23 protein-coding genes and 1 pseudogene are annotated in these 24,686 nt (G+C 72.7%); 11 read left to right on the top strand and 13 right to left on the bottom strand.

What is annotated here, in order from left to right:
* Positions 1–40: 40 nt before the first annotated feature.
* On the bottom strand, positions 41–1,252 hold the full coding sequence (locus AB0D59_RS07300; protein WP_362561909.1) for a PLP-dependent transferase: 1,212 nt from the start codon (positions 1,250–1,252) through the stop codon (positions 41–43).
* 59 nt (positions 1,253–1,311) lie between these two features.
* Between AB0D59_RS07300 and AB0D59_RS07295 the strand changes: the two genes are divergently transcribed.
* From AB0D59_RS07295 to AB0D59_RS07270, 6 genes are all read left to right on the top strand, one after another.
* Entirely contained in the window at positions 1,312–1,803 is a 492-nt protein-coding gene (locus AB0D59_RS07295) for an Lrp/AsnC family transcriptional regulator (RefSeq protein ID WP_362561907.1), read from the top strand.
* Between the two features lie 33 nt (positions 1,804–1,836).
* Positions 1,837–3,525: a DUF885 domain-containing protein gene (locus AB0D59_RS07290; RefSeq protein WP_362561904.1), complete on the top strand. Its 1,689-nt coding sequence runs from the start codon at positions 1,837–1,839 to the stop codon at positions 3,523–3,525.
* Between the two features lie 279 nt (positions 3,526–3,804).
* Positions 3,805–4,476 carry a hypothetical protein gene (locus AB0D59_RS07285; RefSeq protein ID WP_362561901.1) on the top strand — a complete coding sequence of 224 codons (672 nt, stop codon included), beginning with the start codon at positions 3,805–3,807 and terminating at the stop codon, positions 4,474–4,476.
* A gap of 139 nt (positions 4,477–4,615) precedes the next feature.
* Positions 4,616–4,843, top strand: coding sequence for a ferredoxin (locus AB0D59_RS07280; RefSeq protein ID WP_362562660.1), 228 nt, complete (start codon positions 4,616–4,618; stop codon positions 4,841–4,843).
* A complete protein-coding gene (locus tag AB0D59_RS07275) occupies positions 4,830–6,224 on the top strand; it encodes an FAD/NAD(P)-binding oxidoreductase (protein WP_362561898.1) in 1,395 nt (464 codons plus the stop codon). Before AB0D59_RS07280 ends, AB0D59_RS07275 begins: the two co-directional genes overlap by 14 nt.
* Positions 6,225–6,258: 34 nt before the next feature.
* Positions 6,259–7,488, top strand: coding sequence for a cytochrome P450 (locus AB0D59_RS07270; protein ID WP_362561895.1), 1,230 nt, complete (start codon positions 6,259–6,261; stop codon positions 7,486–7,488).
* Positions 7,489–7,495: 7 nt separating this feature from the next.
* On the opposite strand, the gene AB0D59_RS07265 is transcribed toward AB0D59_RS07270, so the two are convergent.
* Positions 7,496–8,011: an immunity 21 family protein gene (locus AB0D59_RS07265; RefSeq protein WP_362561892.1), complete on the bottom strand. Its 516-nt coding sequence runs from the start codon at positions 8,009–8,011 to the stop codon at positions 7,496–7,498.
* Positions 8,012–8,058: 47 nt separating this feature from the next.
* Complete coding sequence (locus tag AB0D59_RS07260) at positions 8,059–8,532, bottom strand: rhodanese-like domain-containing protein (protein ID WP_362561889.1); 474 nt, start codon at positions 8,530–8,532, stop codon at positions 8,059–8,061.
* A gap of 135 nt (positions 8,533–8,667) precedes the next feature.
* Here AB0D59_RS07260 and AB0D59_RS07255 point away from each other — a divergent pair, with 135 nt between their 5' ends.
* On the top strand, positions 8,668–9,114 hold the full coding sequence (locus AB0D59_RS07255; protein ID WP_362561886.1) for an Lrp/AsnC family transcriptional regulator: 447 nt from the start codon (positions 8,668–8,670) through the stop codon (positions 9,112–9,114).
* Between the two features lie 33 nt (positions 9,115–9,147).
* Here AB0D59_RS07255 and AB0D59_RS07250 read toward each other — a convergent pair whose 3' ends face one another.
* Both AB0D59_RS07250 and AB0D59_RS07245 read right to left on the bottom strand, forming a co-directional pair.
* A complete protein-coding gene (locus tag AB0D59_RS07250; RefSeq protein WP_362561883.1) occupies positions 9,148–12,138 on the bottom strand; it encodes an SMC family ATPase in 2,991 nt (996 codons plus the stop codon).
* 34 nt (positions 12,139–12,172) lie between these two features.
* Positions 12,173–13,336 (bottom strand): exonuclease SbcCD subunit D, encoded by a 1,164-nt coding sequence (locus AB0D59_RS07245; protein WP_362561880.1) that lies wholly within the window; start codon positions 13,334–13,336, stop codon positions 12,173–12,175.
* A 307-nt stretch (positions 13,337–13,643) separates the two neighbouring features.
* On the opposite strand from AB0D59_RS07245, the pseudogene AB0D59_RS07240 reads away from it, so the two are divergent.
* Positions 13,644–13,820: pseudogene (locus AB0D59_RS07240) on the top strand (FCD domain-containing protein); the annotation flags it as partial.
* A 113-nt stretch (positions 13,821–13,933) separates the two neighbouring features.
* Here the strand turns inward: AB0D59_RS07240 and AB0D59_RS07235 are convergent.
* From AB0D59_RS07235 to AB0D59_RS07220, 4 genes are all read right to left on the bottom strand, one after another.
* Positions 13,934–14,278, bottom strand: coding sequence for a hypothetical protein (locus AB0D59_RS07235; RefSeq protein ID WP_362562703.1), 345 nt, complete (start codon positions 14,276–14,278; stop codon positions 13,934–13,936).
* 185 nt (positions 14,279–14,463) lie between these two features.
* On the bottom strand, positions 14,464–16,137 hold the full coding sequence (locus AB0D59_RS07230; RefSeq protein ID WP_362561877.1) for an AMP-binding protein: 1,674 nt from the start codon (positions 16,135–16,137) through the stop codon (positions 14,464–14,466).
* Positions 16,134–18,452 (bottom strand): CoA transferase, encoded by a 2,319-nt coding sequence (locus tag AB0D59_RS07225; protein ID WP_362561875.1) that lies wholly within the window; start codon positions 18,450–18,452, stop codon positions 16,134–16,136. Before AB0D59_RS07225 ends, AB0D59_RS07230 begins: the two co-directional genes overlap by 4 nt.
* Before the next feature lie 17 nt (positions 18,453–18,469).
* Positions 18,470–19,336, bottom strand: a complete 867-nt coding sequence (locus AB0D59_RS07220) for an alpha/beta hydrolase (protein WP_362561872.1) — start codon at positions 19,334–19,336, stop codon at positions 18,470–18,472.
* A 127-nt stretch (positions 19,337–19,463) separates the two neighbouring features.
* Between AB0D59_RS07220 and AB0D59_RS07215 the strand changes: the two genes are divergently transcribed.
* The 3 genes from AB0D59_RS07215 (at position 19,464) to AB0D59_RS07205 (ending at position 20,817) form a co-directional block, all read left to right on the top strand.
* Positions 19,464–19,952, top strand: a complete 489-nt coding sequence (locus AB0D59_RS07215) for a MaoC family dehydratase N-terminal domain-containing protein (RefSeq protein ID WP_362561869.1) — start codon at positions 19,464–19,466, stop codon at positions 19,950–19,952.
* On the top strand, positions 19,949–20,362 hold the full coding sequence (locus AB0D59_RS07210; RefSeq protein ID WP_362561866.1) for an acyl dehydratase: 414 nt from the start codon (positions 19,949–19,951) through the stop codon (positions 20,360–20,362). Before AB0D59_RS07215 ends, AB0D59_RS07210 begins: the two co-directional genes overlap by 4 nt.
* Before the next feature lie 92 nt (positions 20,363–20,454).
* Entirely contained in the window at positions 20,455–20,817 is a 363-nt protein-coding gene (locus AB0D59_RS07205; protein ID WP_362561863.1) for a cupin domain-containing protein, read from the top strand.
* Between the two features lie 51 nt (positions 20,818–20,868).
* Here the strand turns inward: AB0D59_RS07205 and AB0D59_RS07200 are convergent, their stop codons facing one another.
* Genes AB0D59_RS07200 through AB0D59_RS07185 form a run of 4 tightly spaced genes read right to left on the bottom strand, consistent with a single transcriptional unit; the run spans position 20,869 to position 24,477 of the window.
* Positions 20,869–21,822, bottom strand: coding sequence for a zinc-binding alcohol dehydrogenase family protein (locus tag AB0D59_RS07200; RefSeq protein WP_362561860.1), 954 nt, complete (start codon positions 21,820–21,822; stop codon positions 20,869–20,871).
* Entirely contained in the window at positions 21,819–22,640 is an 822-nt protein-coding gene (locus AB0D59_RS07195) for an ABC transporter permease (RefSeq protein WP_362561858.1), read from the bottom strand. The genes AB0D59_RS07200 and AB0D59_RS07195 overlap by 4 nt, the downstream gene beginning before the upstream one ends.
* Entirely contained in the window at positions 22,637–23,473 is an 837-nt protein-coding gene (locus AB0D59_RS07190) for an ABC transporter ATP-binding protein (protein WP_362561855.1), read from the bottom strand. Before AB0D59_RS07190 ends, AB0D59_RS07195 begins: the two co-directional genes overlap by 4 nt.
* Positions 23,470–24,477 (bottom strand): ABC transporter substrate-binding protein, encoded by a 1,008-nt coding sequence (locus AB0D59_RS07185; RefSeq protein ID WP_362561852.1) that lies wholly within the window; start codon positions 24,475–24,477, stop codon positions 23,470–23,472. Before AB0D59_RS07185 ends, AB0D59_RS07190 begins: the two co-directional genes overlap by 4 nt.
* Positions 24,478–24,686 lie beyond the last annotated feature (209 nt).

The following is a 24,686-nucleotide window of genomic DNA, read 5'->3' as shown; positions in this document are numbered from 1 at the left end:
CCACGTGGCGGTGGCCGCAGGTCGATACAGCCCCGCGCCCCTATCGGGGCTCCCCCAGTGCCCGGTCCAGGTCTGCCCACAGGTCGTCGACGTCCTCCAGGCCCACCGACAGTCGCAGCAGTCGGTCGCTCACCCCGGCGCCCCGGCGGTCCTCGGCGTCGACGACGCGGTGACTGATGGACGCCGGGTGCTGGATCAGGGTGTCGACGCTGCCGAGGCTGACGGCGGGAGTGATCAGGCGTACCCGGGAGACGACCTCGTGCGGGTCGTCGTACACCTCGAAGGCGATCATCGCGCCGCCCAGCCGCGGGTAGTGGACGCGGGCGACGCGCGGGTCGGCGGTGAGACGGTGGGCGAGTTCGGCGGCGGTGGCGGAGGCGGCGCGGACCCGTACCGGGAGCGTGGACAGGCCGCGCAGCAGCAGATAGCCGGCCAGCGGATGCAGCACGCCCCCGGTGGCGAAACGTATCTTCCTGAGCTGGCCGGCGAACTCCTCGTCGCAGGCGACCACCCCGGCCAGCACGTCCCCGTGGCCGCCGAGGTACTTGGTGGCACTGTGCAACACCAGCCGGGCGCCGTGTTCGGCCGGGCGCTGGAGCACGGGGGTGGCGAAGGTGTTGTCGGCGAGCAACGGGACCGTGCCGCAGGCGTGGGCGACGGCCCGCAGGTCGAGTTCGGCGAGGGTCGGGTTGGCCGGGGACTCGACCAGCACCAGACCGGTGTCCGGGCGCAGCGCGTCGGTGATGCCGGCCGGGTCGGTCCAGGTGACCTCGGTGCCGAGGAGACCGGCGGTGAGCAGGTGGTCGCTGCACCCGTACAGGGGCCGTACGGCGACGACATGGCGCAGGCCGGCCGCCGCGCGGGCGAGCAGCACGGCGCTCAGCGCGGCCATGCCGCTGGCGAAGGCGACGGCCGACTCGGTGCCCTCCAGGCGGGCCAGGGCGGTCTCGAAGCGGGCGACCGTCGGGTTGCCGAGGCGGCCGTAGACCGGCGGGCCCGCCGGGTCCGCGCCGTCGGCGGCGAAGGCGTCGATGCGGGCGGCCTCGGCGCGGCTGTCGTAGGACGGGTAGGTGGTGGACAGATCGATCGGCGGGGCGTGCAGGCCCTGGCGGGCGAGGTCGTCGCGGCCGGCGTGCACGGCCTCGGTGGCCAGGGCGCGCGAGGCGCCGGACAGCCGCGTCGCGCCGTCGCGGAGGTCCACCGAGTCGTCGTAGGCGCGCACTGAGTCGTCGTAGGTGCTCGTCGAGTCCATGGCCGAAGGGTGAACATCGAGCGGGGTACGGGGAGCGGACACCGTGTTACGTTCGCCGCATGGCCGAATCTGTCGTACTGGATCCGGTCGATCTGCATCTGCTGCGGCTGCTGCAGAACGACGCCCGGACCACCTACCGCGACCTCGCCGCCCGGGTGGGCGTGGCGCCGTCCACCTGTCTGGACCGGGTGACCCGGCTGCGGCGCTCCGGAGTGATCCTCGGGCATCGGCTGGAGCTCGATCCGGCCAAGCTCGGGCGCGGTCTCGAGGCGTTGCTGTCGGTGCAGGTGCGGCCGCACCGGCGGGAGTTGGTGGGGCCGTTCGTGGAGCGGATCAGGGCGCTGCCGGAGTCGCGGACGGTGTTCCATCTGACCGGTCCCGACGACTACCTCGTGCATGTGGCCGTGGCGGACATGACGGACCTCCAGCGGCTGGTGCTGGACGAGTTCACGTCCCAGCGCGAAGTGGCCCGGGTGGAGACCCGCCTGATCTTCCAGCAGTGGGAGTGTGGACCGCTGCTCCCGCCTACGCCGTCAGCTCAATCCCAGTGACGTGCGGCGGCCCGTCGTACGAGGATGGACCGCATGTCACAGACCCACAGCCCGCTGCCCCGCCAGGTCGCCGACACCTTCGTCGACGAGCTCATCGCCCTCGATCCGATCACCGGTACGTTCCTCGGCGTCAAAGAGAGTTCGAGCCGTCTGCCCGACACCTCGCCGGCCGGCGGCGAGGCGCTCGCCCGGCTCCAGCGTGACACGCTCCTCCGGCTCGACGAGGCCGAGCGGCAGCCCGGCGCGGACAGTGACATCGAGCGTCGCTGCGCACGTCTGCTGCGCGAGCGGCTCACCGCCTCCCTCGCCGTGCACGAGGCGGACGAGAGCCTGCGCTCCGTCAGCAACCTGAGCTCGGCCGCGCACGCGGTACGCCAGGTGTTCACCGTGACGCCCACGGCCACCGAGGAGGACTGGGCGGCGGTAGCCGAGCGGCTGCGCGCCGTGCCGGCCGCTCTGGAGGGCTACCGGCAGTCCCTGGAACTCGGTCTGGAGCGGAAGCTGCACGCGGGACCGCGTGCCACCGCAACCTTCGTCGGACAGCTAGCCGAATGGGCGGACACGGGTGACGGGCGGGGCTGGTTCGAGCAGTTCGCGGCGTCCGGGCCTCAGGCGCTGCGCGCCGAACTGGACGAAGCGGCCCGCTCCGCCACCGAGGGTGTGGTGGCGCTGCACGACTGGATGCGGGACGTGTACGCGCCGGCGATCGAGGGGGCGCCGGACGTGGTGGGCCGCGAGCGGTACGCCCGCTGGGTGCGCTACTTCAACGGCACCGACCTCGATCTGGACGAGGCGTACGCGTACGGCTGGTCCGAGTACCACCGGCTGCTCGGCGAGATGAAGACCGAGGCCGAGAGGATCCTGCCCGGCGCGGCCACGCCGTGGGTGGCGCTGGCGCACCTGGACGAGCACGGCACCCACATCGAGGGCGTCGACGAGGTCCAGCGCTGGCTGCAGTCGGTGATGGACGAGGCCATCGAGAAGCTGGACGGCACCCACTTCGACCTGGCCGAGCGGGTCCGCCGCGTCGAGTCCCGGATCGCTCCCCCCGGCAGCGCGGCGGCGCCGTACTACACACCGCCGTCGGACGACTTCTCGCGCCCGGGCTGCACCTGGCTGCCGACCATGGGCCAGACCCGGTTCCCGGTCTACGACCTGGTCTCGACCTGGTACCACGAGGGCGTACCCGGCCACCACCTCCAGCTGGCGCAGTGGAAGCACGTCGCCGAGAACCTCTCCCGCTACCAGGCCGGCGTGGGCATGGTCAGCGCCAACGCCGAGGGCTGGGCGCTGTACGCGGAGCGGCTGATGGACGAGCTGGGCTTCCTCCCCGATCCGGAGCGCCGGCTCGGTTACCTGGACGCGCAGATGATGCGGGCCGCGCGGGTCATCGTCGACATCGGCATGCACCTGGAACTGACGATCCCGGACGACTCCCCCTTCCACCCCGGGGAGCGCTGGACGCCGGAGCTGGCGCAGGAGTTCTTCGGTGCGCACAGCAGCCGCCCGGCGGACTTCGTGGAGAGCGAGCTGACCCGTTATCTGTCCATGCCGGGCCAGGCCATCGGCTACAAGCTGGGCGAGCGGGCCTGGCTGCTGGGCCGGGAGCAGGCCCGGGAGCGGCGCGGCGACGGCTTCGACCTCAAGGCCTGGCACATGGCGGCCCTGTCCCAGGGTTCACTGGGCCTGGACGACCTGGTGGACGAGCTGACGCAGCTCTGACGTACGCCGGCGGCGGCAGCCGCCCGCGGAGCCGACGACCTGCCCGGTGACCCGGTGCGCCTCCTGCGATGAGTCGCGCCGGGTCGTCGGGCAGAACCGTGTCCGGCCGGGAACCGCGCGGCCACGACCGCCTGGGCCTCGCCGCGCTCACACCGGGGAGCGGCGCCCAAGGCGTCGGCCCAGGTGGCGCCGTCTGCCGTTCGGGGGTGCTCCGGTGGCGGCGGCCGGGCGCAGGCGGCTTGCTGGTGCGGGGGCCATCGGACAGGAAGCGAGCCGCGCATGCAGACCTCCACGCCACCTCGGCAGTCGCTGGAGGCCCCCCGCGCCGCAGGTGTGGCCGGCATCGTCTTCGCACTGCTGCTGGCCGCCGCGATCGTGCTGATCCGGCTGGGCATCCCGCAGGGCGCCGACGCGGTCAACGCCCAAGGAGCGGACCCCGCCCGGCGCAGCGCCGTCCACGCTGCCCTCACGCTGGTGCCGTTCGCCGGCATCTTCTTCCTGTGGTTCATCGGCGCGGTGCGCACCCATGTCGGTGACAGCGAGGACCGGTTCATCGCCACCGTGTTCCTCGGCAGCGGGCTGGTCTTCACGGCGACGATGTTCGGCGCCGCCGCGGCGGCCGCGGCCCTGCTGGACACCGCGCATCCGGCGGGTACCTCGCCCTCCCGGCCCACCTGGGACTTCGGTCAGCACTTCGCGTACACGCTGATGACCGGGTACGCGATGCGGATGGCGGCCGTCTTCGTCTGTTCCACCTCGGTGATCGGGCACCGACTGGGCATCCTGCCGCGCTGGCTCACGGTGCTGGGCTTCCTCAGCACCGTGGTCCTGCTGTTCGTGTCGTCGGTCGTGCCCTGGGCCGAGCTGGTGTTCCCGGCCTGGTCGCTGCTGCTCAGCTCGTACATCGTGGTGGCGGGTTTCCGCCGCTCCGCCGCGGCCCCGGCGTCCTGAGGGCTCACCCGTTCGGAATGCCCCGGGGCGCGGCGGCGGGCGCGGGCTCCCATGCTGGCGTGCGGGGAGTTCCCCGCCGTCCCGGACGGACGGGCTGGCGGTACGCACGACACCTGGCCACCGGAAGGGCGAAGCCATGATGCGCCTTGTCGTCGATCTCAACAGATGTCAGGGATACGCGCAGTGCGCGTTCCTCGCTCCGGACGTCTTCACCATGCACGGCGAGGAATCGCTCGTCTACAACCCGCGCGCCGAGGCGGAGCAGCGGGAGCGGCTGGCCCGCGCCGTCGCCGCCTGCCCCGTGCAGGCGATCACGGCCGACGGCCTCGACGAGATCGTGGGAAGGACGTCCGATGCCGCCCGCTGACTATCTCGACTGGCTCCGGCGCGAGGGCCGGATCGTGATCGTGGGTGCCTCGCTGGCCGGGCTGCGCGCCGCCGAGACGCTGCGTGCCGAGGGCTTCGCCGGCGAACTCACCATGATCGGCGACGAGCCGTACGAGCCCTACGACCGGCCGCCGCTGTCCAAGGGGGTGCTGCTCGGCAAGGCGTCCCCGCAGCACACCGAGCTGCCCCACCGCCGGGAGATCGACGCGAAGTGGCGGCTGGGGGTCGCGGCGACCGGTCTCGACATCGAGGCCAGGCGGGTACGGCTGGCCGACGGCGACGAGGTCGAGTACGACCGTCTGCTGATCGCGACGGGTGTGAGCGCCCGGCCCTGGCCGAAGGAGGACGAGGCCCGGCTGGACGGCGTGTTCACGCTGCGCACCCGGGACGACGCCGCCGCGCTGCAGCGGCGCCTGAAGGCCGGCCCACGCCGGGTGTTCGTGATCGGCGCCGGGTTCACCGGCTCGGAGATCGCCTCGGCCTGCCGGGAGCACGGGATCGAGGTCACCGTGGCGGAACGCGCGGGCGCGCCGCTGGTGGGCGCCCTGGGCGGGGTGATCGGCGCCGTCGCGGCCGACCTGCACCGCGAGAACGGGGTGGACCTGCGCACCGGGGTCATGGTCACCGCGCTGGAGGGCGACCCGGTCGGCCGGGTGCGCGCCGTCCATCTGTCCGACGAGAGCATCGTCGAGGCGGACGTCGTGATCGTGTCTCTCGGCGCGACCCGCAACACCGAGTGGCTCACCGGATCCGGTCTCGGCGCGGGCCCCCGGGGCATCGCCTGCGACGCGGGCTGCCGTGCCTTCGACTTCCGGGGCATCGTCACCGACGACATCTTCGTCGCCGGCGATGTCGCCCGGTCCCCGCACGCGCTGTTCGGCTACCAGTTCCTCTCCCTGGAGCACTGGGGCAACGCGGTCGCGCAGGCCGAGATCGCCGCGCACAACATGATCAGCCCGAGCGCCGAGCGCAGGCCGCATCTGTGGGTGCCGGCGTTCTGGTCGTCCCAGTTCGGGGTGAACATCAAGTCGGTCGGGGTGCCGCCGATGGGCGACCAGATCATGATCACGCAGGGCTCGCTGGCCGAACGCCGGTTCGTCGGGGTGTACGGCTGCAAGGGCCGGACGATCGCCGCGGTGAGCTTCGACAACACCCGGTGGCTGGAGTTCTACCAGCGGCAGATCGAGAAGGGCGCGCCGTTCCCGGTGGAGTTCCCGACGGTGGACCGCCGTCCCGAGGGCCGGGTGCCGGTCGACGCCGACTTCCCGGACCCCGCGCTGCCTACGCACGGTCCCATGGTGACCCTCAGCGGCTACTCGCCGACCGACCAGCAGCTGGTCTTCCACCCCGCCCGCCACTGACCGCGCCCCGGCCCCGACGCTCCAAGGACCTGTCATGCCGCAGACCTCGATGTTGCGCCAGATCACCGACTTCGCGAACCGTGCCAACCCGTACCCGGTGTACGAGGAACTCCGCAAGACGCCGGTGCTGCATGAGGAGGACGACGGTCCCTACCTCATCAGCTCCTACCACGACATCGAGGCTCTGCTCCACGATCCGCGGATCAGCTCCGACGAGTCCAACGTGACCGTCGGCGGGCAGGACGGCCTGTCAGGTCCGGAGGCCACGGGACTGCCGCCGAGCTTCATCCGGCTCGACCCGCCGGAGCACGACCGGCTGCGCAGGATCGCCAACAGCTCCTTCGGGCCACCGCACCGGCCGCGCCGGATCGAGAACATGCGGGGCCAGCTGGAGGAGATCATCACCGATCTCGTCGACGACCTCGGGGACGCACGGGAGTTCGACCTCGTCGACCAGGTCGCGTACCCCTTCCCGGTCACCGCGATCTGCCGGCTGCTCGGCGTGCCGCGCGAGGACGAGCCCCGCTTCCGTACCTGGGTCGACCCGATCGTCGCCGGCCTGGACCCCGACAGCCGTACGGCCGCCGACTCCCAGCGCACCGCGCAGGAGGCACGGCTGCAGCTCGGCATGTACCTGAACGGGCTGGTGGAGCAGCGCGCCAAGGACCCCCGTGACGACATGCTGTCCGACCTGGTGCACAGCAGTGGTCCGGACGGCTCCATGACGACCATGGAGGTACTGAGCACCGCGGTGCTGCTGCTCATCGCCGGTCATGAGACGACCGTCAACCTGATCACCAACGGCATGCTCACGCTGCTACGGCACCCGGAGGTCCTGGAGCGGCTGCGCAACGACCCGGGGCTGTCGGTGCGGATCGTGGAGGAACTGCTGCGTTACGAGCCACCGGTGCAGCTCGTGCCGCAGCGCACCTGTATCGCCGACATCGAGGTGCGCGGGGTGACCATTCCCAAGGGGTCGCGCATCTGGCTCGTCCTGGGCGCCGGCAACCGGGACCCGGAGCGGTTCCAGGACCCCGACCGCTTCGACCCGGACCGCCAGGACATCCAGCACCTCGGTTTCGGCAGCGGCATCCACAGTTGCTTCGGCGCCCCGCTGGCCCGCATCGAAGCCCAGCTCGCGCTGTCCCAGCTGGCCCGCCGGCTCGACAACCCGCGGCTGGTCGAGGACCCGCCGCCCTACCGTCCGAACGCGGTGCTCCGCGGCCCGCGCCACCTCAACATCGCGATCGACGGCATGAAGTGACGATCTGTCAGTGCCCGATCCGGCGCAACTGCACCAGCCCCAGCCAGGTTTCCGGGCCGGGTCTGGTGTAGGCGGCCCGCACCTCGTAGGTGCCGGGCTCCAGCGGGACCCGCAGATGGTCCCCGCCCTCGGCCTCGCCGCCCGGCCAGGCGGAGTCGAACAGGACGACGGGGCCCGGAACCTGCCAGCGGATCTCGTTCTCCCACACGGCGCTGTCGAGCGCGGCGGGGACCTGCGCCAGGAGCTCGTCCTCGGAGTTGGCGGCGGACCAGCGTACGAACGCGCCGTGGTCCGGCAGGAAGGACGTCGAGGCGGGCTCGTCGCCGAGGACCAGGGCCGCGCTGTCCCCGACCGGGAGCAGTCCGACATAGCCGTCGACCTCGCAGGCCCGGTCGTAGTCGGTGGCCAGTTCCTCGCTGTCGGCTCCGGCCCAGAACGGCAGGACCGTCTCCGGGACCGCCACGAGCGGGCCGCCGCCCGACTCGACCCACTCCACCGCGCCTGGATCCGCATAACGAGTCATGGGGTGAACCTACACGTACAGCGACGGCCCACCTTCGCCCCCGGGAATCAGCAACCGCAGTCGCCCTGGACGGGTGCGGTCAGCGGGTCCGGAGCCCGGCGCGCACGGCCCTGCCAGGTCTCGAACTCGAAGCCCTCACGCACCCAGTACTCGAACCCGCCGAGCATCTCCTTGGCCCGGAAGCCGAGTTCGGCCAGGGCGAGGGCGGCTCGGGTCGCGCCGTTGCAGCCGGGACCCCAGCAGTACGTCACCACGGGCACGTCCCTGTCGAGGAGCCCGGCCGCCCGCTCGGGGATCAGCGCGGTGGGCAGGTGGACGGCGCCGGGGATGTGGCCCTGGTCCCAGGACTCGGTGGAGCGGGAGTCCAGGACGACGAAGCCGGGGTCGCCGTCGGCGGCGAGGGCGGCGGCCACGTCGGAGACGTCGGCGTGGAAGACGAGGCTCGCCCGGAAGTGGGCGGCGGCCTCGGCGGGTGCGGCGGGGGCGACACGCAGAACGGGGTTCACGGTGGTGGCGGGCATCTGGGGCCTTTCGCTCGGGCGCCGGTGCGGCGGATCTCCTTGACCGGAAATCTACGGCCGGTGACGGACCGCCCTGAAGGTGCGATCCCCGGCCCTGACCTTGTCCGGCCGGGGATTCCCTGTTATCCATCACCCATGACCGTGTTTTCCCCGGACGCCACCGACTGGCGCATCCTCGAGGTCCTCCAGCGCGAGGGCCGGGCCAGCTTCGCGGAGCTGGCGCGTGCCGTCGCGATGTCCCCGAGCGCGGTGACCGAGCGGGTGCGCCGCCTCGAGGAGGCGGGCGTGATCCAGGGGTACGCGGCCGTGGTCGACCCGGAGCGGCTGGGCCTGCCGATCCTCGCCTTCGTCCGGCTGCGCTATCCGAACGGCAACTACCGGCCGTTCCACGACCTGGTCGCCGCCACTCCCGAGATCCTGGAGGCGCACCACGTCACGGGCGACGACTGCTTCGTCATCAAGGTCACCGCCCGCTCGATGCGCCACCTGGAGGAGATCTCCGGCAGGATCGGCACCCTGGGCTCGGTGACGACGAGCGTCGTCTACTCCTCGCCCCTCCCCCGCCGCGCCATCGGTACCTAGTGCCCCGTCGGGCAGACGTCGCCCGACGTGGCACTAGACCCCGCGCTGGTGCAGCGCCGAGCCCGATCTGCCCTTCGTCACCTCCAGTTGGGCGTGGATGCGGCGGCGCAGGTCGGCGACGTGGCTGACGATGCCCACGCTGCGGTCGCGTTCGCGCAGCGAGTCGAGGACGTCCAGGACCTCGTCCAGGGTCTGTTCGTCGAGGCTGCCGAAGCCCTCGTCGATGAAGAGGGTGTCGAGCCGGACCCCGCCGGCCTCGTCGGTGACGACGTCGGCGAGGCCGAGGGCGAGCGCGAGGGAGGCGAAGAAGGTCTCGCCGCCGGACAGGGTGGCGGTGTCCCGTTCGCGTCCGGTCCAGGCGTCGACGACATGCAGCCCGAGGCCGCTGCGACCGCGGCCGGTGCGGTCGTCGGAGTGGACGAGGGTGTAGCGGCCGGAGGACATGCGGTGCAGGCGTACGGTCGCGGCGGCGGCGACCTGTTCCAGGCGGGCCGCCAGGACGTACGACTCCAGGCGCATCCGGCGCTCGTTGTCGGCGGAGGTGCCGGCCGTGAGGGCGGCGAGCCGGGCGACCCGCTCGTACTCCTCGCGCAGCGGCCCGAGCCGGCGTACACCCTCGGTGGCGCGGGCGGACAGCCGGTCGAGCTCGGCGCAGCAGCCGGCCGCCCGGTCCCGGGCGGAGGCGGCGTCGCGCAGCCGCCGGCCCGCCGTGGCGGCGCCGGCTTCCGCCGCGTCGAGGTCGGCGGGCGGCTGCTGGGCGGCCGCCGCGGTGTCGGCCTCCGCCAGCACCGCGCGCACCGCCGCCTCCTCGGACTGCCAGTCGTCCAGACGCCGTTGGAGTTCTCGGTGGGCGGCGTCGTCGAGGAGGGCGGCGGCCGCGTCCTGCGGGGTGTCGAACCCGGCCCGGAAGGCGGCGTCGGCGAGCCGGGCGTCGGCGTCCTTCAGATGCCGGGCGGTGTCGTCGGCGGCGCGTGCGGTGTCGGCGGCGACGGTGAGCAGCGCCGCCTGCCGCTCCAGCTGCGCGGCCCGGGCGGCGACGCTGACCGCACCGCCCCGGGCCTTCGCCAACTCCTCCTCCAGGTATGCCTGTTCCGCGTCGAGACCGTCACGCCGGGTCAGCCGGGCGGTGGCCCGGACCTCGGCCTGCTGCCGGCCGGCCAGCCGGCGCTCGCGCTCCTGCTCGGCGAGCCGCAGCTCCTCGTGTGCCGCGTGCAGGTCGGAGGCGCCGCGCCGGGCCCACGTGTACTCCTGCTCCAACTCGTCTGCCTGAGCGGCGAGTTGGCTGGTAGGTGTGTCGGCTGCCTCGGCGGTGGCGGCGGCCAGTGCCTCACGGACGGTGCCGAGGCGTCGCTCGTCCTCGGCACGCTGTTCGTCGGCGCGCTGATAGGCGGCGAGCGCCCGCTCCTCCGCCTCCCGGTCGACGTGTCCCGCGAACTTCCTTGCGGGCGCCGGGTGTTCGGTGGACCCGCAGACCGCGCAGGGTGCGCCGTCGGTGAGATCGGCGGCCAGCTCGGCGGCGATGCCGTTCAGCCGCTGTTCCTTGAGGTCGAGCCAGTGGGCCCGTGCGTCGACGGCCTGGCGCGCGGAGGTCAGGGCGGCGCGCTGGGCCTCGTCCGTGTCCCGGCCCAGCTCGTCCCGCAGCCGCGCCGCCGCCAGCCGCCGGCGGGCGGGTTCGCGCTGTACGGCGAGTTGTTCGGCGCGGGTCGCGGCCTCCTGGGCGGAGTCGATACGGGACTGCAGTCCCGCGCGCATGGCGTCCCAGTCGGCGAGCCAGCCCGCTGCCTCGCGCCGGGCGTCCTCGTCGTCCCGTTCCTGCCGGTCCAGGTGCCCGCGCTCGTCGACGACCTCGGCGAGCCGCCGCTCGGCCCGGCGCGCGGACTCCAGCCCGCCCAGCTCCTCGGCGGCCCGGCGGGCAGCGGCGGCGAGCCCTGCCGCTCCGGCTCCCACGAAGATCTCCGGCAGCAGCGCACGCGCGTGTGCCTCGGCGGCGGCCGCCTCGCGGTGCCCGGCCTCGGCGGCCTCCCGCAGCTCCAGCGCCGGCGCCACCGCCGCCGCCCGCCGCCCCCGCTCCATCCGCGCCTGCGCCGCACGGCGGTCCCCGGCCCGCTCCTCCAGGCGTACGGCCCGCTCCCCGGCCTCGGCGAACCGGCCCTGCAACCGCGCCAGTTCGCGCGCCTCGGCCAGCGCGCGGCCGGCGGCGAACTGGGCGGACTCGGCCGCGGTGAGACGGCAGTGGGCGAGGGTGAGGCGCTCGCGGGCGGTGCTGCGGGCGACGGCCGCGGCGGTGAGCACGGCCTCGGCGAGACCGGGCTCGCCCGGGGTCAGCTCCGGCAGCTCCATCGCGTCGCCGGCTTCCTGCTGCATGCGGTGCGCGTCGGCCAGCAGCGCCAAGTCGCCGTCCCGCACCCGGGCCTCGGTCGTCCTGCGGCGCTCGGCGAGGCGTTTCTCGACATCGGCGAAGCGCTGGGTGTCGAAGAGGCGGCCGAGCAACTGGCCGCGGGCGCCGGCGTCGGCGCGCAGGAAGCGGGCGAAGTCGCCCTGGGGCAGCAGGACGACCTGGCAGAACTGCTCGCGGCTCATGCCGAGCAGCTGGCTGATCTCCTCGCCGATCTCCTGGTGGGAGCGGCTGAGGTCCTTCCAGACGCCGCCTGGCGCGTCGTACTCGCGCAGCCAGGTCTGGGCCTTGTCGAGGGTGGTGCCCGAGCCACGTTTCTTGGGGCGTTCCCAGGGCGGCTGCCGGGTGATCTCCAACCGGCGTCCGCCGACGGTGAGTTCGAGGCGGATCTCGGTGCGGGTGGCCCGGTCGGCGTGGTCGCTGCGCAGGGTGAGGCCCTGGCCGCTCTGGCGGGCGCCCGGGACGGTGCCGTACAGCGCGTAGCAGACGGCGTCCAGGACGGAGGTCTTTCCGGCGCCGGTCGGGCCGTGCAGGAGGAAGAGCCCGGCGGCGGAGAGCGCGTCGAAGTCGACGCTCTGGGTGGAGCCGAAGGGGCCGAAGGCGGTGATGTCGAGCCGGTGGAGCCTCACCGGACGGCCTCCGTGTTCCGTCGCGCGCAGGTCCTCACCGCGCCACCTCCCGCACCGTGGCGTCCGCGCGCACGGCGTCGAACGCCTCGCCCAGCACGGTCAGTTCCCGCTGGTCGGGGCCGGCGCCGCGGACATGGGCGACGAAGTCCTCGGCGATCTGGCGGTCGGTGCGGCCGGCCAGGCGGCGGGCGTAGGTCACGTCGGGGTCGTCCGGGGCGCGGTCGGGGGCGAAGACCAGGCTGAGGGTGCCCGGGAAGCGTTCGCTGAGGCGGGCCATGGGGTCGGCGGGGCGGACCGGGTCGGTGAGGGTGGCCTCGATCCAGGCGTCCTCGTGCCGGGTCAGGGCGGGGTCGGCGAGCAGGTCGTCGAGCGTGCCGCGGATGCGGGCCAGCGGGCGCGGGACCGGGCACTCGAGGCGCTCGGCGGTGACAGTGCCGTCGGCGGCCAGGTCGACGAGCCACATGCTCTTGCGGTGATCGGCCTCGGAGAAGGAGTAGGCCAGCGGGGACCCGGAGTAGCGGACGCGCTCGGTGAGGGTCTGGCAGCCGTGCAGATGGCCGAGCGCGACATAGTCGACGCCGTCGAAGACCCCGGCCGGGACGGCGGCCACCCCGCCGACGGTGATGTCGCGCTCGCTGTCGCTGGCCTCGCCGCCGGTGACGAAGGCGTGCGCGAGGACGACGGAACGCGTACCGGGCGCGCGGGCGGCGAGGTCGGCGCGGACGCGGTGCATGGCGGCGGCCAGCACCGGCTCGTGCCCGGCCTTCTCGACGGCGAACTCGTCCTTCACCAGGGCGGGTTCGAGATACGGCAGGCCGTAGAAGGCGACGTCGCCGAAGGCGTCGGCGAGGACGACGGGCGTGCCGCAGGCCGACGGTTCGGTGCGCAGATGGATGCCGGCGCGGTCGATGAGTCCGGCGCCGACGCCGAGGCGGCGGGGCGAGTCGTGGTTGCCGGAGATCATCACCGTGGGTACGCCCAGGTCGGCGAGTCGGTGCAGGGCGTCGTCGAACAGCTCGACCGCGGCCAGCGGCGGGACCGCGCGGTCGTACACGTCTCCCGACACGACCACAGCGTCGACGGCGTGCTCACGCACGGTGGCGACGAGGTGGCCGATGAAATCGGTCTGGGCGTCGAGCATGTTCACCCGGTGGAAGGTGCGGCCGAGATGCCAGTCGGAAGTGTGCAGAATTCTCAAGACACTGCTCCGACCTGCATGTTTCTCCCTACTTCGCCTTTGGCCACAGCACCGGACCAGCACGGTTCGCGCTCTCAGCACCGACCACGCTAACGCCTGTCAGTACCTGGTCCATCACGGACCTCAGTCTGCCACCGACATCTGGCGTCAGGTGGCCGTGGATGTCTGCCGTGATCTGGATGGTTGCGTGGCCGAGCCACCGCGACACTTCGAGAAGCGCGACACTTCGAGAAGAGAGACACCGCCCGCGATGGCACTACTCGCGAAGAAGTGACGCAGCGTGTGCGCAGATATGTTTCTGGGAGGAGTCGCCGACCTGCGCGGCCGCTCCCGGGTCTACGGGCTCACGGCGCTGGTGGCGACGGGCCGTCTGCCGGCCTGCGCCGAGGAGCACCTCGAACTGCTCGACGCGCTGCTGGAACGCAACGGGCAGGCGGTGCGCGAGATCATGGCCCGCCGCCTGGGACACGTCCGCGGCCTGTGGGGGCCCTTCGCAGCGTCGGGGCAGGACATATGGACGCCGGCCTCGCCCATTCGCGGACCGGACGAGCGGCGGCTCCACCGGGAAAACCGGTGGGGCCGCCGCGGGCAGGCGTGTCAGCCCTCCTGCATCCCCCCGGGGATCAGGTGCGGTGCGCGGTCTTCGAGGACGCTCAGCACCTCCCGAAGCGCCTGCCCCCGCAGCTCCGGGAAGAACGCCTCGTCGATCCGGCCCTCCCTGGCCCAGATACCCGCGAGCGACTCCGCGCACATCTGGGCCATCACGCTGCTGAAATCCTCGCGCCGCAGGATCTCGAAGATCTCCTGCTCGAACCAGGCGCCGGAGTGATCCTCCAGGTCCAGGGCCGCGTCGAGCTGGTCCCCCTCGGGCGCCGTGGGGTCGTTGATGATCGCGAGCAACTGAACCGCCACAGGGTCCTCGGACGGTGACGTGGTCGTCATCGGCTCACCCCCTCCTCTCAGAAAAGATCTCTGATGCCGTCGGCGATGCTCTCAGGATGCCGCCCGCGATGCCGCCGACGGCACGGCCGACCGCGCTGCCGACGGGTCCGAAGGCGAAGCCGATGGACGCCCCGGTCTCGGCTCCGTAGGCCGCTGCGGCCAGACCGCCCGCCAGGCCCGCCGCGTCACGCGTCGCCGTGCTGACCTTCTGGTCGCTCGGCGCCGAGGCCACGTCGTAGGCCCGGCATCACCGACGAGCCTCTCGCGGAGCGAACCCAACGCCGGTCGTCCCCTGATCCGCCACTGCCCTCAGATTCACCATCCCTTTCGACAGCAGACAGCAAGACATGTCCGAGAACATCCGTTTGGCGGCTCTCGCGATCCCAGGTGGTGGCGGTGACCCCGCGCTCCCGCAGGACCGCCTTGCGGACCTTGCCGGTCTCGGTGAGCGGGAGCTCCGGGACGGTGTCGACGTACCGGGGCACCGCGAAGGCGGGCAGCTCGCCCGCGCAGTGCCGTACGAGGTCCCGGGCGTCCAGAAGGTGGCCGGGCCGGGGGACGACCGCGACCATGACCTCGTCCTCAGCCAGTTCCGAGGGCACCGGGAAGGCCGCCGCGTCGGCGACCGCCGGGTGCGCGCGGACGGCCGACTCCACCTCCTGCGAGGAGACGTTCTCGCCGCGTCGGCGGATGACGTCCTTGATCCGGTCGACGAAGCGGAACCATCCGTCGGGTTCGCGGACCACCCGGTCGCCGGTACGCCGCCAGGCGGCGAGGTCCGGCTCGGGCTCCCCCAGGTAGCCGGTGCTGAAGGCGCATGCGTGGGTGCTGCGGACCAGCAGTTCGCCGGGCAGGCCGTCCGGGGCCGGGGCGAGGCGGTCGTCGACGACGCGCGCGCAGAAGCCGTCGCGCACGGTGCCGAGGTAGCCGGGCCGCTGGTGCTCGGGAGTCGATCCGATGACGAGATTCGTCTCGGTGGAGCCGAATCCGTCGACGAGAGTGACCCCGAACCGCTCGTGGAAGGGCCCCCACGCGGAGCCGGGGGTGGCCGGGGAGAGGCCGCGCCAGGCCCGGTGCGCACGGTCGCCGGGGCCCGGGGGCTGGGCGAGGAGCATGGGCACCATCGCGCCCAGCAGGTAGACGGCGGTGGCACCGGCTTCGGCCACCCGCTCCCAGTGGCGGGTGGCGGAGAACCGCTCGCCGATGACACAGCTCGCTCCGACGGCCATGGCGTGCGCCAGGGTGTTGAGGGCGTTGGTGTGGAAGAGCGGCAGGCAGGTGTACAGCACGTCGTCGGCGGTGAGGCGGAGCGAGTCCGCGACGTTGCGGCCCCACCAGACGGTCTGGGCGTGCGGACAGCGCACGCCGCGCGCCGTTCCCGTGGTGCCCGAGGTGAACAGGACGAAGGCGGTGTCGTCCGGACGCACGCGGGCCGCCGGTACGGCGCGGGCCGTGCCCGGCACGGGGACGTCGTCCCCGCCCACGATCCACAACTCCCCCTGGAAGCCGGCCTCGACGGCGCGTTTGGCCGCCTCCGGTTCCGCGAGCAGGAACCGCGGTTCGGCCTCGCGCAGGACGTGCCGCAGCCCGCCGCCCCGCAGGCCGGTGTTGAGCGGGACCAGCACCGCTCCCAGCCAGGCGCAGCCGAGGATCAGGTCGACGACCTCGATCCGGTTGCCGGCCATGACGGCGACGCGGTCGCCCGGCCGGCAGCCGCGCTCCGCGAGCGCTCCCGCCATCGTGGCCGCGGCCGTACGGGTCTGCGCGTACGTCCGGGTCGCCGCCCCCACCCGCAGGAAGATCCGCTCGCCGAATTCCCTGGCGGCCGCGTCGAGTTGACCGGGGATGGTGTCGTTCACCGCAGCACTCCGGCCTCCCGGAGCTCCCGGATGCGCTCTGCCGGAAACCCGGCCACCTCGCTCAGTACGGCGTCGGTGTCGGAGCCGAGGACGGGCGCGGCCGCACGGATCCCGCCGGGCGTGCGGGTGAGACGGATCGGAACGCCCTCGTGCAGGAAGGCTCCCGCGACCGGGTGCTCCTTGCGGACGTAGAAGCCGCGGGCCCGCAACTGCGGGTCGTGCTCGACGAGTTCGCGGCCGTCCTGGACGGCTCCGGCCGGTACGCCGTGCGCCTGGAGCAACTCTGCGGCGAGATCGGCGGGCATCGTGCGGGTCCACTCCTCCAGCGCGGCATCGACCAGGGATGCCGCGCGCCTGCGCGCCCCGGCCGTCCGCGTCCGCTCGTCGGTGGCGAGTCCGGGGCGGCCGATCACCTCGCACAGCGCCGCCCATTCGGCGTCGTCGCGCACGCTGACGGCCAGCCATCGGTCGGCGCCGAGGCACCGGTAGACGCCCTGCGGGCTCCACCTCGGGTGGGTGTTGCCGCTCGGCTCCACCTTCGGTCCGCCGAGGAGGCTGGTGCCCATGTGGGCGGCGATCGCCTCCAGTTGGGAGAGGTCCACGTGCTGTCCGCGCCCGGTGGCGGCCCGGTGTTCCAGCGCCGCCACGATGGCGAGGGCTGCCTGCAGGCCCGCGACGATGTCGCCGTGACCGTAGATCACGCCGACCACGTCGTCCGGTCCCCAGCCGGTCAGTCCGGTCAGTCCCGAGCTCGCCGAGACCGTGTCGGCGTACGACACCCAGCCGTTGCGCGGCCCGGTGTGCCCCATGCCCGACATGCTGACGTACACGAGGTCCGGGTTGATCCGGCGCAACTCCTCATAGTCCAGGCCGAGTTTGCGCATGACCGTGGAACTGAAGTTCTCCACGAGGACGTCGCAGTGCGCGACGAGGTCCCGCAGCACCGCGACGCCTTCGCCGGTCCGGGTGTCGAGCGCGATGCTGCGCTTGTTGCGGTTGACCTCGTTGAAGTAGCCGTTGGTGTCGGGGTTCGTGTGCGGGCCGCGGGACAGGTGCATGAAGGGGGCGAAGCGGGTGGGATCGGGGCGGCCCGCGGACTCCACCTTGATCACGTCGGCACCGTGGTCGGCCAGGACCTTGGTGCAGTACGGCCCGGCGAGGACCCAGGTCAGGTCGAGGACCCGGATGCCGTGCAGGGCGGGGTGCGGGGGGTCCTGCGGGTGCGCGGCGGCGGCAGGTCTCGGGCGGTGCTCGCCGAGCAGGTCCTGGTCCGCGCCCGGACCGGGTACGTCCAGCTCCCGGACCCGGCGGCCCTCCGGGAACGCGAAGGGAAAGCCCAGGTCGGTCCGCTGCCCCTCCCCTGTGCGTACCCGGGTGAAGAAGCCTCGGGCCACGAGCTGCGGGTTGCCGGGAAGTTCGTGGGGCAGGTCCACGGCGGCCCAGGGCAGCTTCCTGGTCTGGGCCCGCTCCGCGAACTCGGCCTTCGGCCACGTCCCCACGAAGTCCTGGACGACCTTGAACACGTACTCCTGGTGCTTCTTGCGTTCGACCGGGTCCTGCCAGCGCGGTTCAGTGAGATCGGCAGCAGCGCCCTCCTCGCGCAGCCAGTCGAGCAGCGCGTCCCACATCCGCGGGCTGCCGCCGAGGCCACCGCCCAGATAGCCGTCGGCGGCCCGGAACAGCCCGTGCGGCACCAGCGGATGGACGCGGCCCGGGCGCGGCGGCACCCGGTCCTCGTGCAGGTAGGCGAGGGTTCCGGCCTCCAGGCCGGCCGCCACGCACGCCTGGGCCGAGACGTCGACGAGTTGTCCCGGACCGCTCCGCCGGGCGCGCAGGCCGAGCACGGCCGCGATCGCCGCGTTGACGCCGGCGAGCTGCTCGGCCTGGTGCTCCGGGAGCCGCAGCGGCGGGCCGTCGGGGTCGCCGACCTGTGCGAGCATGCCGCCCAGCGCGGCCACCACGAGGTCGGTGCCCTGCCAGTCGGTGCGGGGGCCGACGAGGCCGAACGGGGTGACGCGAACGTGTACGAGGTGATCGAGACCGTCGGTGAGTGCCTCGGCCCCGCTCGGACTCCCGTCGAGCAGCACGTCGGCGCCCGCCAGCAGGCGACCCAGGTCCTCGGGCGTGGCGGGGACCACCGATCGCTTGCCCGCGTGCCAGTGGACGAACGCGTCGCCGTCGAGTTCGCGTCGGGTCTCGTCGCCTTCCGGCGGCTCGACGAGCACGACCTCGTACCCGAGCCCGACCAGCAGCCTGCCGGCGAACCGGATGAAGGGGCTGGACAGTTCGACGACGCGCACGGCGGTCTCGCTCATGTCTCCTCCCCGGAGAGTCAGTTGTGCCGCTGGTTCAGGAAGCCGGAGACGACGCTGTAGTAGTCGTGGGGCCGTTCCTCCTGCGGGTGGTGGGAGGCCTCGCTCATCACGTGCAGGTTGCCCTGGGGGATCATGCGGGCCAGCATCAGCGGGTAGTCGGGGGTCAGGAACGCGTCGTGCATGCCCCACAGGAAGAGCGTCGGCGCGGCGATCCGGCCGAGGTCGGCGGTGAGGTCCTGCCAGTCGCCGCGCGGGTTGTCGGAGGCGCCTGCGAGCGCGGTCTCCTCGGGGTCGAGGCTCTGTTCGTACCGCAGGGTCACGGTGCCGTCGGGGATGACATCGGGGTCGAACCACTCGAGGCGGGCGATGAGTTCGCGCATCTTCTGCCACGAGGGGCCGGTGCCGCCGTAGTACACGTCGCGGGCGTTGCGGCCACGGCGGCCGCCCTCCGGCAGGGGGGCGAGCGGGCCGTAGAAGACGGGCATGCTGCCGGTGATCACCAACGACCGTACGCGCTCGGGGTACTTGGCGGCCAGGTTGAGCGCGATGGTGCCGCCCCACGAGTTGCAGACGAAGTCGGCCCGTTCGATGCCGAGTTCGTCGAGCAGCGCCACGGTCTTGGCCGCGTGGTAGTCCCACATGGGTCCCTCGATGACGGGCTTGGCGGACTTCCCGTACTGCAGGATGTCCACGAGCAGGCACCGGCGGTCCGCGGCGAACAGGGGTGCCACCTGCCCGAAGTCCGACCATCCGGTGCAGCCGGGGCCGCCGCCGTGCAGGAAGACCGTGGGGCTGCCCTCCCCCAGTTCGACGTAGTGGTACTTGACGCCGTCCGCTTCCGCGTAGGTGCCCTCCGGGGGCGCCTGGATGTCCATGAGGTCCATGGACCGATGGTGGGACGGCGACGGTCCCCGCCCAAGCGGAACGGTCCGCTGAGCGGGCCGGTTCCGTGGCGGCCGGCGGCCGGCCGTCCTTAGCGTCCGGGCACGGGACGACCGCAGGAGGCAACGCATGATCCACCACACCGTGCTGGAACTGGTCGAGGAGCGCGCCCGGGAGTCGATCGGGCAGGAGGAGCGGCGGTCGTTGGGTGTCGTACGGGCCGAGGACGCGGCGGAGTTCGCGCGGGCGGCCGGGGAGAGCGCGCCGTGTCTCGTCGATCCCGATCGCGCCGACTTCGCCGTCCATCCGATGTACGTGGTGAGTCTGCTGCGCGGGGCGCCAGGAGCCGATCCGGCGGAGTTCCGGCCGGACGGCATGTACCGCGACGAGGTGCCCGGCACCGACGGGCTCGACGTCCGGCTGATGGCGGGCGGGCAGGCCGTGCGCTGGATCGAGGCGGTGCGGCCGGGAGACCGGATCGAGATGCGGCGCACGCTCGCGGCCGTGGAGCGCAAGGGCAGCGGCGAGGGTTTCCTGCTGCTCACGGTGGAGAAGGCGTACGGCGCGGCGGACCGGGGGACGCTGGTGGAGGTCACGGAGAGGTTCATCGTCCGATGACGGGGCAGGCGCGGCGGATCGTCGTGGGGCAGGCGGTACCGCCGGTGGAGTTGGCGCCCGATGCGGTCACCCTGCTGCGGTTCGGCGCGGTCACCCGCAACGCCCATCGCATCCACTACGACACCGGGTTCGCCCGGTCGGAGGGGCTGGCCGGGCCGGTCGTGATGGCCCAGCTGCACGGCTGTCTCTTCTACCGTGCCGCCGCGGAGTTCGCGGGCGCGGGCGGGCAGGTGCGGGAGGTGGGATGGCAGAACCGGGCGCCGGCCCCCGTGGGTGACAGGCTGGTGGTCACCGGCACCGTAGCGTCCGCGGACGCGGTCAGCGGTGCGGTCACTCTCGATCTGGTCGAGCGCTGCGGTGCCGAGGGCCTGGTGTGTTGCCGGGGGCGAGCGGTGGTGGTCCTGGCCTGAGACGGGTCCAGGGGTTTCACCGCGGTCGGCTTTTCCTCCGGGGCCGGCGCATACGATCCGTAGCCAGGAAATGTGCGACCGGAGGTGTGCCGATGAGCAAGCCCGAGCTGGAGTTCCACCGACCCGACGCGCCCTGGACGACACCTGCGGGTGCCGCCCCCGGCGTACGGGAACAGACCCTGGCCGAGGACCCCGCCACCGGTGCCCGCACCGCGCTCGTGCGGTGGGCGCCGGGCACCGACACGTCCGCCCACGGCGTGGCACGGCACGGCTTCTGGGAGGAGGTCCACCTCCTGTCGGGAGCCCTGCGCGACCTCACGCTGGACACGACCTTCACCGCCGGCATGTACGCGTGCCGCCCGCCCGGCATGCCGCACGGGCCCTGGACCTCCGAGGACGGGGTCACGATGCTCGTCATCACCTACCCCGACCCGGCCGGCCGAGCGGCACCCTGAGCGTCGGGGCCGGCTGCGCGTCGGTGGCCGCGGGTGCGGCGCCGGGGCCCTTCAACCCAGGTCCAGCACCACCTTGCCGACCGCCTCGCCGGTCCGCAGCCGATCGACGGCCTCAGCCAGCCCGTCGAGGCCGTGGCGCTCGATCTCCAGGGTCAGCGCCCCCGACCGCAGGTCGGCCAGCAGCCCCTCCGCGTCGGCGGCGACCTCCTTCCCCCGCGACATCAGGTTCACCGGCAGCACGGACACGTCGGCCAGCAGGAAGTCCGCGAGGTCCACGGTGAACTCGCGTCCGGCGGTGTAGCCGACGAGCGCGGCCCGGCCCCGCGGGCGGACCAGCGGGAGGGCGTCCCGCAGCACCGGGCCGCCCACCGTGTCGATGAGTACGTCGACCTGCCCGCCCACCGACTCCGCGGACAGTTCGGCGGCGAGGACGGGCTTGGCGGGAGCCGGGACGTGACCGAGCTTGGCCGGCCGGCCGACCACGCCGACCACCTCGGCCCCGGCCCGTGCGGCGACCTGCACGGTCAGCGCCCCGACCGCGCCCGCCGCACCGGTCACGAGCACCCGCTCCCCCGGTCGTACGGCGGCGACCGTGTGCACCGCGGCCCACGCCGTGCCCGCCGGGGAGAACCAACTGCACGCCAGGGCGGGGTCCGTGCCCCCCGCGACCGCGGTCACGGCGGCGTCCGGCACCAGCGCGTGCTCCGCCCAGCAGCCGTCGCGGCGCAGGCCGAGGCCCTTCCCGCCGAGCCGGACGAGGCTGCCCTCGGGGTGGGTGTCCGAGGCGAGGACGACCCCGCATCCCGTGGTGCCCGGGACCGCCGGCAGGTCCGGGAGGATCCCGAACCTGCCGTCCACGACGTTCAGATCGAGGTGGGCGACCTGAGCCGCCCGCATCCGTACGAGGGTGTGGCCGGGGCGCGGCCCCGGCACCGGTCGCTCCACCAGGCGGGGCAGCGAGCCGAAGCTCTCCAGGACCAGGGCGCGGGACATGCCGGTCGTCACAGCTTCACTCCGTATCGACGCAGGACGCGGGACGCGACGATCCGCAGGACGCGGTCGAAGACGAACCCGAGGATTCCGAGGGTGATGATTCCGACGAAGACCCAGTCGATCCGCCCGTAGTTGCGGGAGGTCCAGATCAGCGACCCGAGCCCGACCTGGGAGGCGACGATCTCGGCGGAGACGATGGTCAGGAAGCTGTTGCCCATGGCGAGGCGCGCACCGGTGACGATGTGCGGCACGGTCGAGGGCAGCACGATCCCCTGCAGGATCTGCCGACGGCTCGCGCCCAGGTTCTGCGCCGCCCGCAGCTTCGACTCGCTCACCGCCAGCACCCCGGCGCTGGTGTTCACCGTGACGATGAAGACGGCCGTGTAGAAGATCAGGACGACCTTGGACGACTCGCCGATGCCCAGCCACACCACCGCCAGGGTCACGAAGGCGACCGGCGGGATGAACCGGAAGAACTCGATGTAGGGCTCAAGGAGTTGGCGTACCACCGGAACCTGCCCGACGAGCAGTCCCACCGGTGCGCCGACGAGCACGCCGAGCCCCCAGCCGATCAGGATCCGCCGACTGGAGGCGACGATCGAGTTGGTCAGCGTGCCGTCCGACGCCAACTGGCGTGCGGCGCTGAGGGTTTCGCTCGGCGAGGCGACCAGCGAGGAGCCGTACCTCATCGCCAGCAGTTGCCAGACGCCGAGGCCGACGAGAACGGACAGGGTGTACATGCCGAGCGTGCGCAGTCGTCGTACGCTCGCCCAGGCCGGGCGTTTGCCGCTTTCCGCACTGCCGGCGGCGGCAGCCGTCGCGACGGTCATCGATCGTCCTCCTCGGTGTCGAGCCCTTGGTCGCGCAGCGCCTTGCGGACCTCTTCGCCGATGTCCTCCCGCAGCCGGCGCCGCAGTTCGACGGCGGCCGGATCGTCCTCGTCCCGGGGCCTGGGCAGGTCGACCGGGTAGACGGACTTCACCGAGGCCGCCGGACCCGCGGTCATGACGGCGATCCGGTCGGCCAGCAGGATCGCCTCGTCGATGTCGTGGGTGACGAAGACGACGGTGCAGCCCGAGGCGCGCCAGACGCGGTCCGTCTCCTCCTGCATCACCTGCCGGGTCTGCGCGTCGAGCGCCCCGAACGGCTCGTCCATCAGCATGACGCCCGGTTCGTTGGCCAGTACGCGGGCGATCTGCACGCGCTGGCGCATGCCGCCGCTGAGCTGCCCCGGAAAGCGGTCCGCGCAGTGGCGCAGCCCCACCAGGCCCAGGTACTCGTCGGCGAGCTTCGCCTGTTCCGCGCGCGAGGCACCGCGCATCCGTGGGCCGAACGCCACGTTCTGACGGACCGTCATCCAGTCGAACAGCGCCTCGCTGCTCTGGAAGACCATGCCCAGCTCCGGATCGGGGCCGGTGATCGGGGACCCGCCGACGGAGAGGGTGCCTTCGTCCGCGGTCACGAAGCCCGCCATGGCGGACAGCAGCGTGGACTTGCCGCAGCCGCTGGGGCCGAGCAGACAGAGGAACTCACCGGCGGCGATGTCGAAGGAGATGTTCCGTACGGCCTGGAAGGCGCCGAAGCGGATGCCGACGCCGTCGGCGGTCAGGGCCGCGCCGCGGCGGCCGGCCTGCGGGAGGTGGGTCTGCACGGCCTCCGTCATGAGGATCCCTTCAAGTGCTGGGTGAACCAACCGCGTTGGACGGCCGTCGGCACGTCCGGCTGGGCCTTGACCTTGCCGGCGTCGACGAAGAACTTGGCCGTGTCCGCGTATCCCTTGAGGTCGGCGGTGGTGAAGTCGCGGGCCCCGAAGTCGATCTCCTTGATGGCGGTCAGGGTCTGGGCCGCCGGGACCTTCACCGCTTTCTCGGTCGCCTGGGCCGCGGCCTTCGGGTCGGTCTCGGTCAGCCGTGCCGCCTCCTGGAGGGTCTGTGCGACCTTGGTGGCGGTGTCGGAGTTGGCCTTCAGCCAGGCGGCGCTGGTGAGCAGCCACTGGGAGTAGGTCACCCCGTAGGCGCCGGTGTTCTCCAGGATCCTGCCGCCCTGCGCGACCCCCTTGGTGGGCCAGGGTTCCCACAGGACGTACGCGTCGACGTCGCCCTTCTTCATCAGCGCCGGGATCTCGGGCGGGTCGGCGCTGACGAACTGGACCGACTTCGGGTCGATGCCCTTCGCCTCCAGGAACCGGGTCGCGGCGAGTTCGGACAGCCCTGGGGAGACGGCCATCTTGCGGATCTCGGAAGGGGACTTCACCTTCGGGCCGAGGACGACCTTGAGGTACTTGCCGGACTGCTCGTAGACCATCAAGGACCGCAGGTCGGGGTCCTGGGGCAGCATGCTGATGGTGGTGGTGTCGGAGTTTCCGGACATCTGGACCTGGCCGGCGACCAGGTTGTTGACGCCTTCGCTGCCCTGCCCGAACTGGACCAGTTGGACGTTCACGCCGTGCTTGGCCCACAGTCCTTCGGCGTCGGCGAGGAAGAAGGGCGCGTACGAGGCGTCGATGCCGACGCCGATGCGGATGGTGGGGCCCGCGGCGTTCTTGCCGGAGCCGGAGCCGGCGGCCGAGTCCGTGGTCGCCGCGCTGCACGCGGTGAGCGTGCACAGCGCGACGGCGAGGGCGGCGGGGCCGGCGTAGGGGTGTCTTGTCGTGGACCGTGTCTCCATGAGCACCTCGGGGGTCGATGGGAGACCGCCGGTTTCGGCTGGTCGTCGGGGTGCGGCCCGGGAATTGGCGCACCGTAGAACGGGGGGTGCCCGGCACGCATCGACAAGGGTCCGCTGAACGGGACGCGCAGGTGGGCCCCGGTCTCCCGGCCGCTCCGCGGGGTGCGGTCTGCTCAGCGGACCGGGTCCCTTGGGCGGATCCTTCGGCC

It is taken from the genome of Streptomyces sp. NPDC048417 (genome assembly GCF_040651615.1).
In the GTDB taxonomy this organism is placed as follows: Bacteria; Actinomycetota; Actinomycetes; order Streptomycetales; family Streptomycetaceae; genus Streptomyces.
The sequence above is the reverse complement of the archived record's forward strand: the minus strand, read 5'-3'. Positions and strand labels throughout refer to the sequence as shown.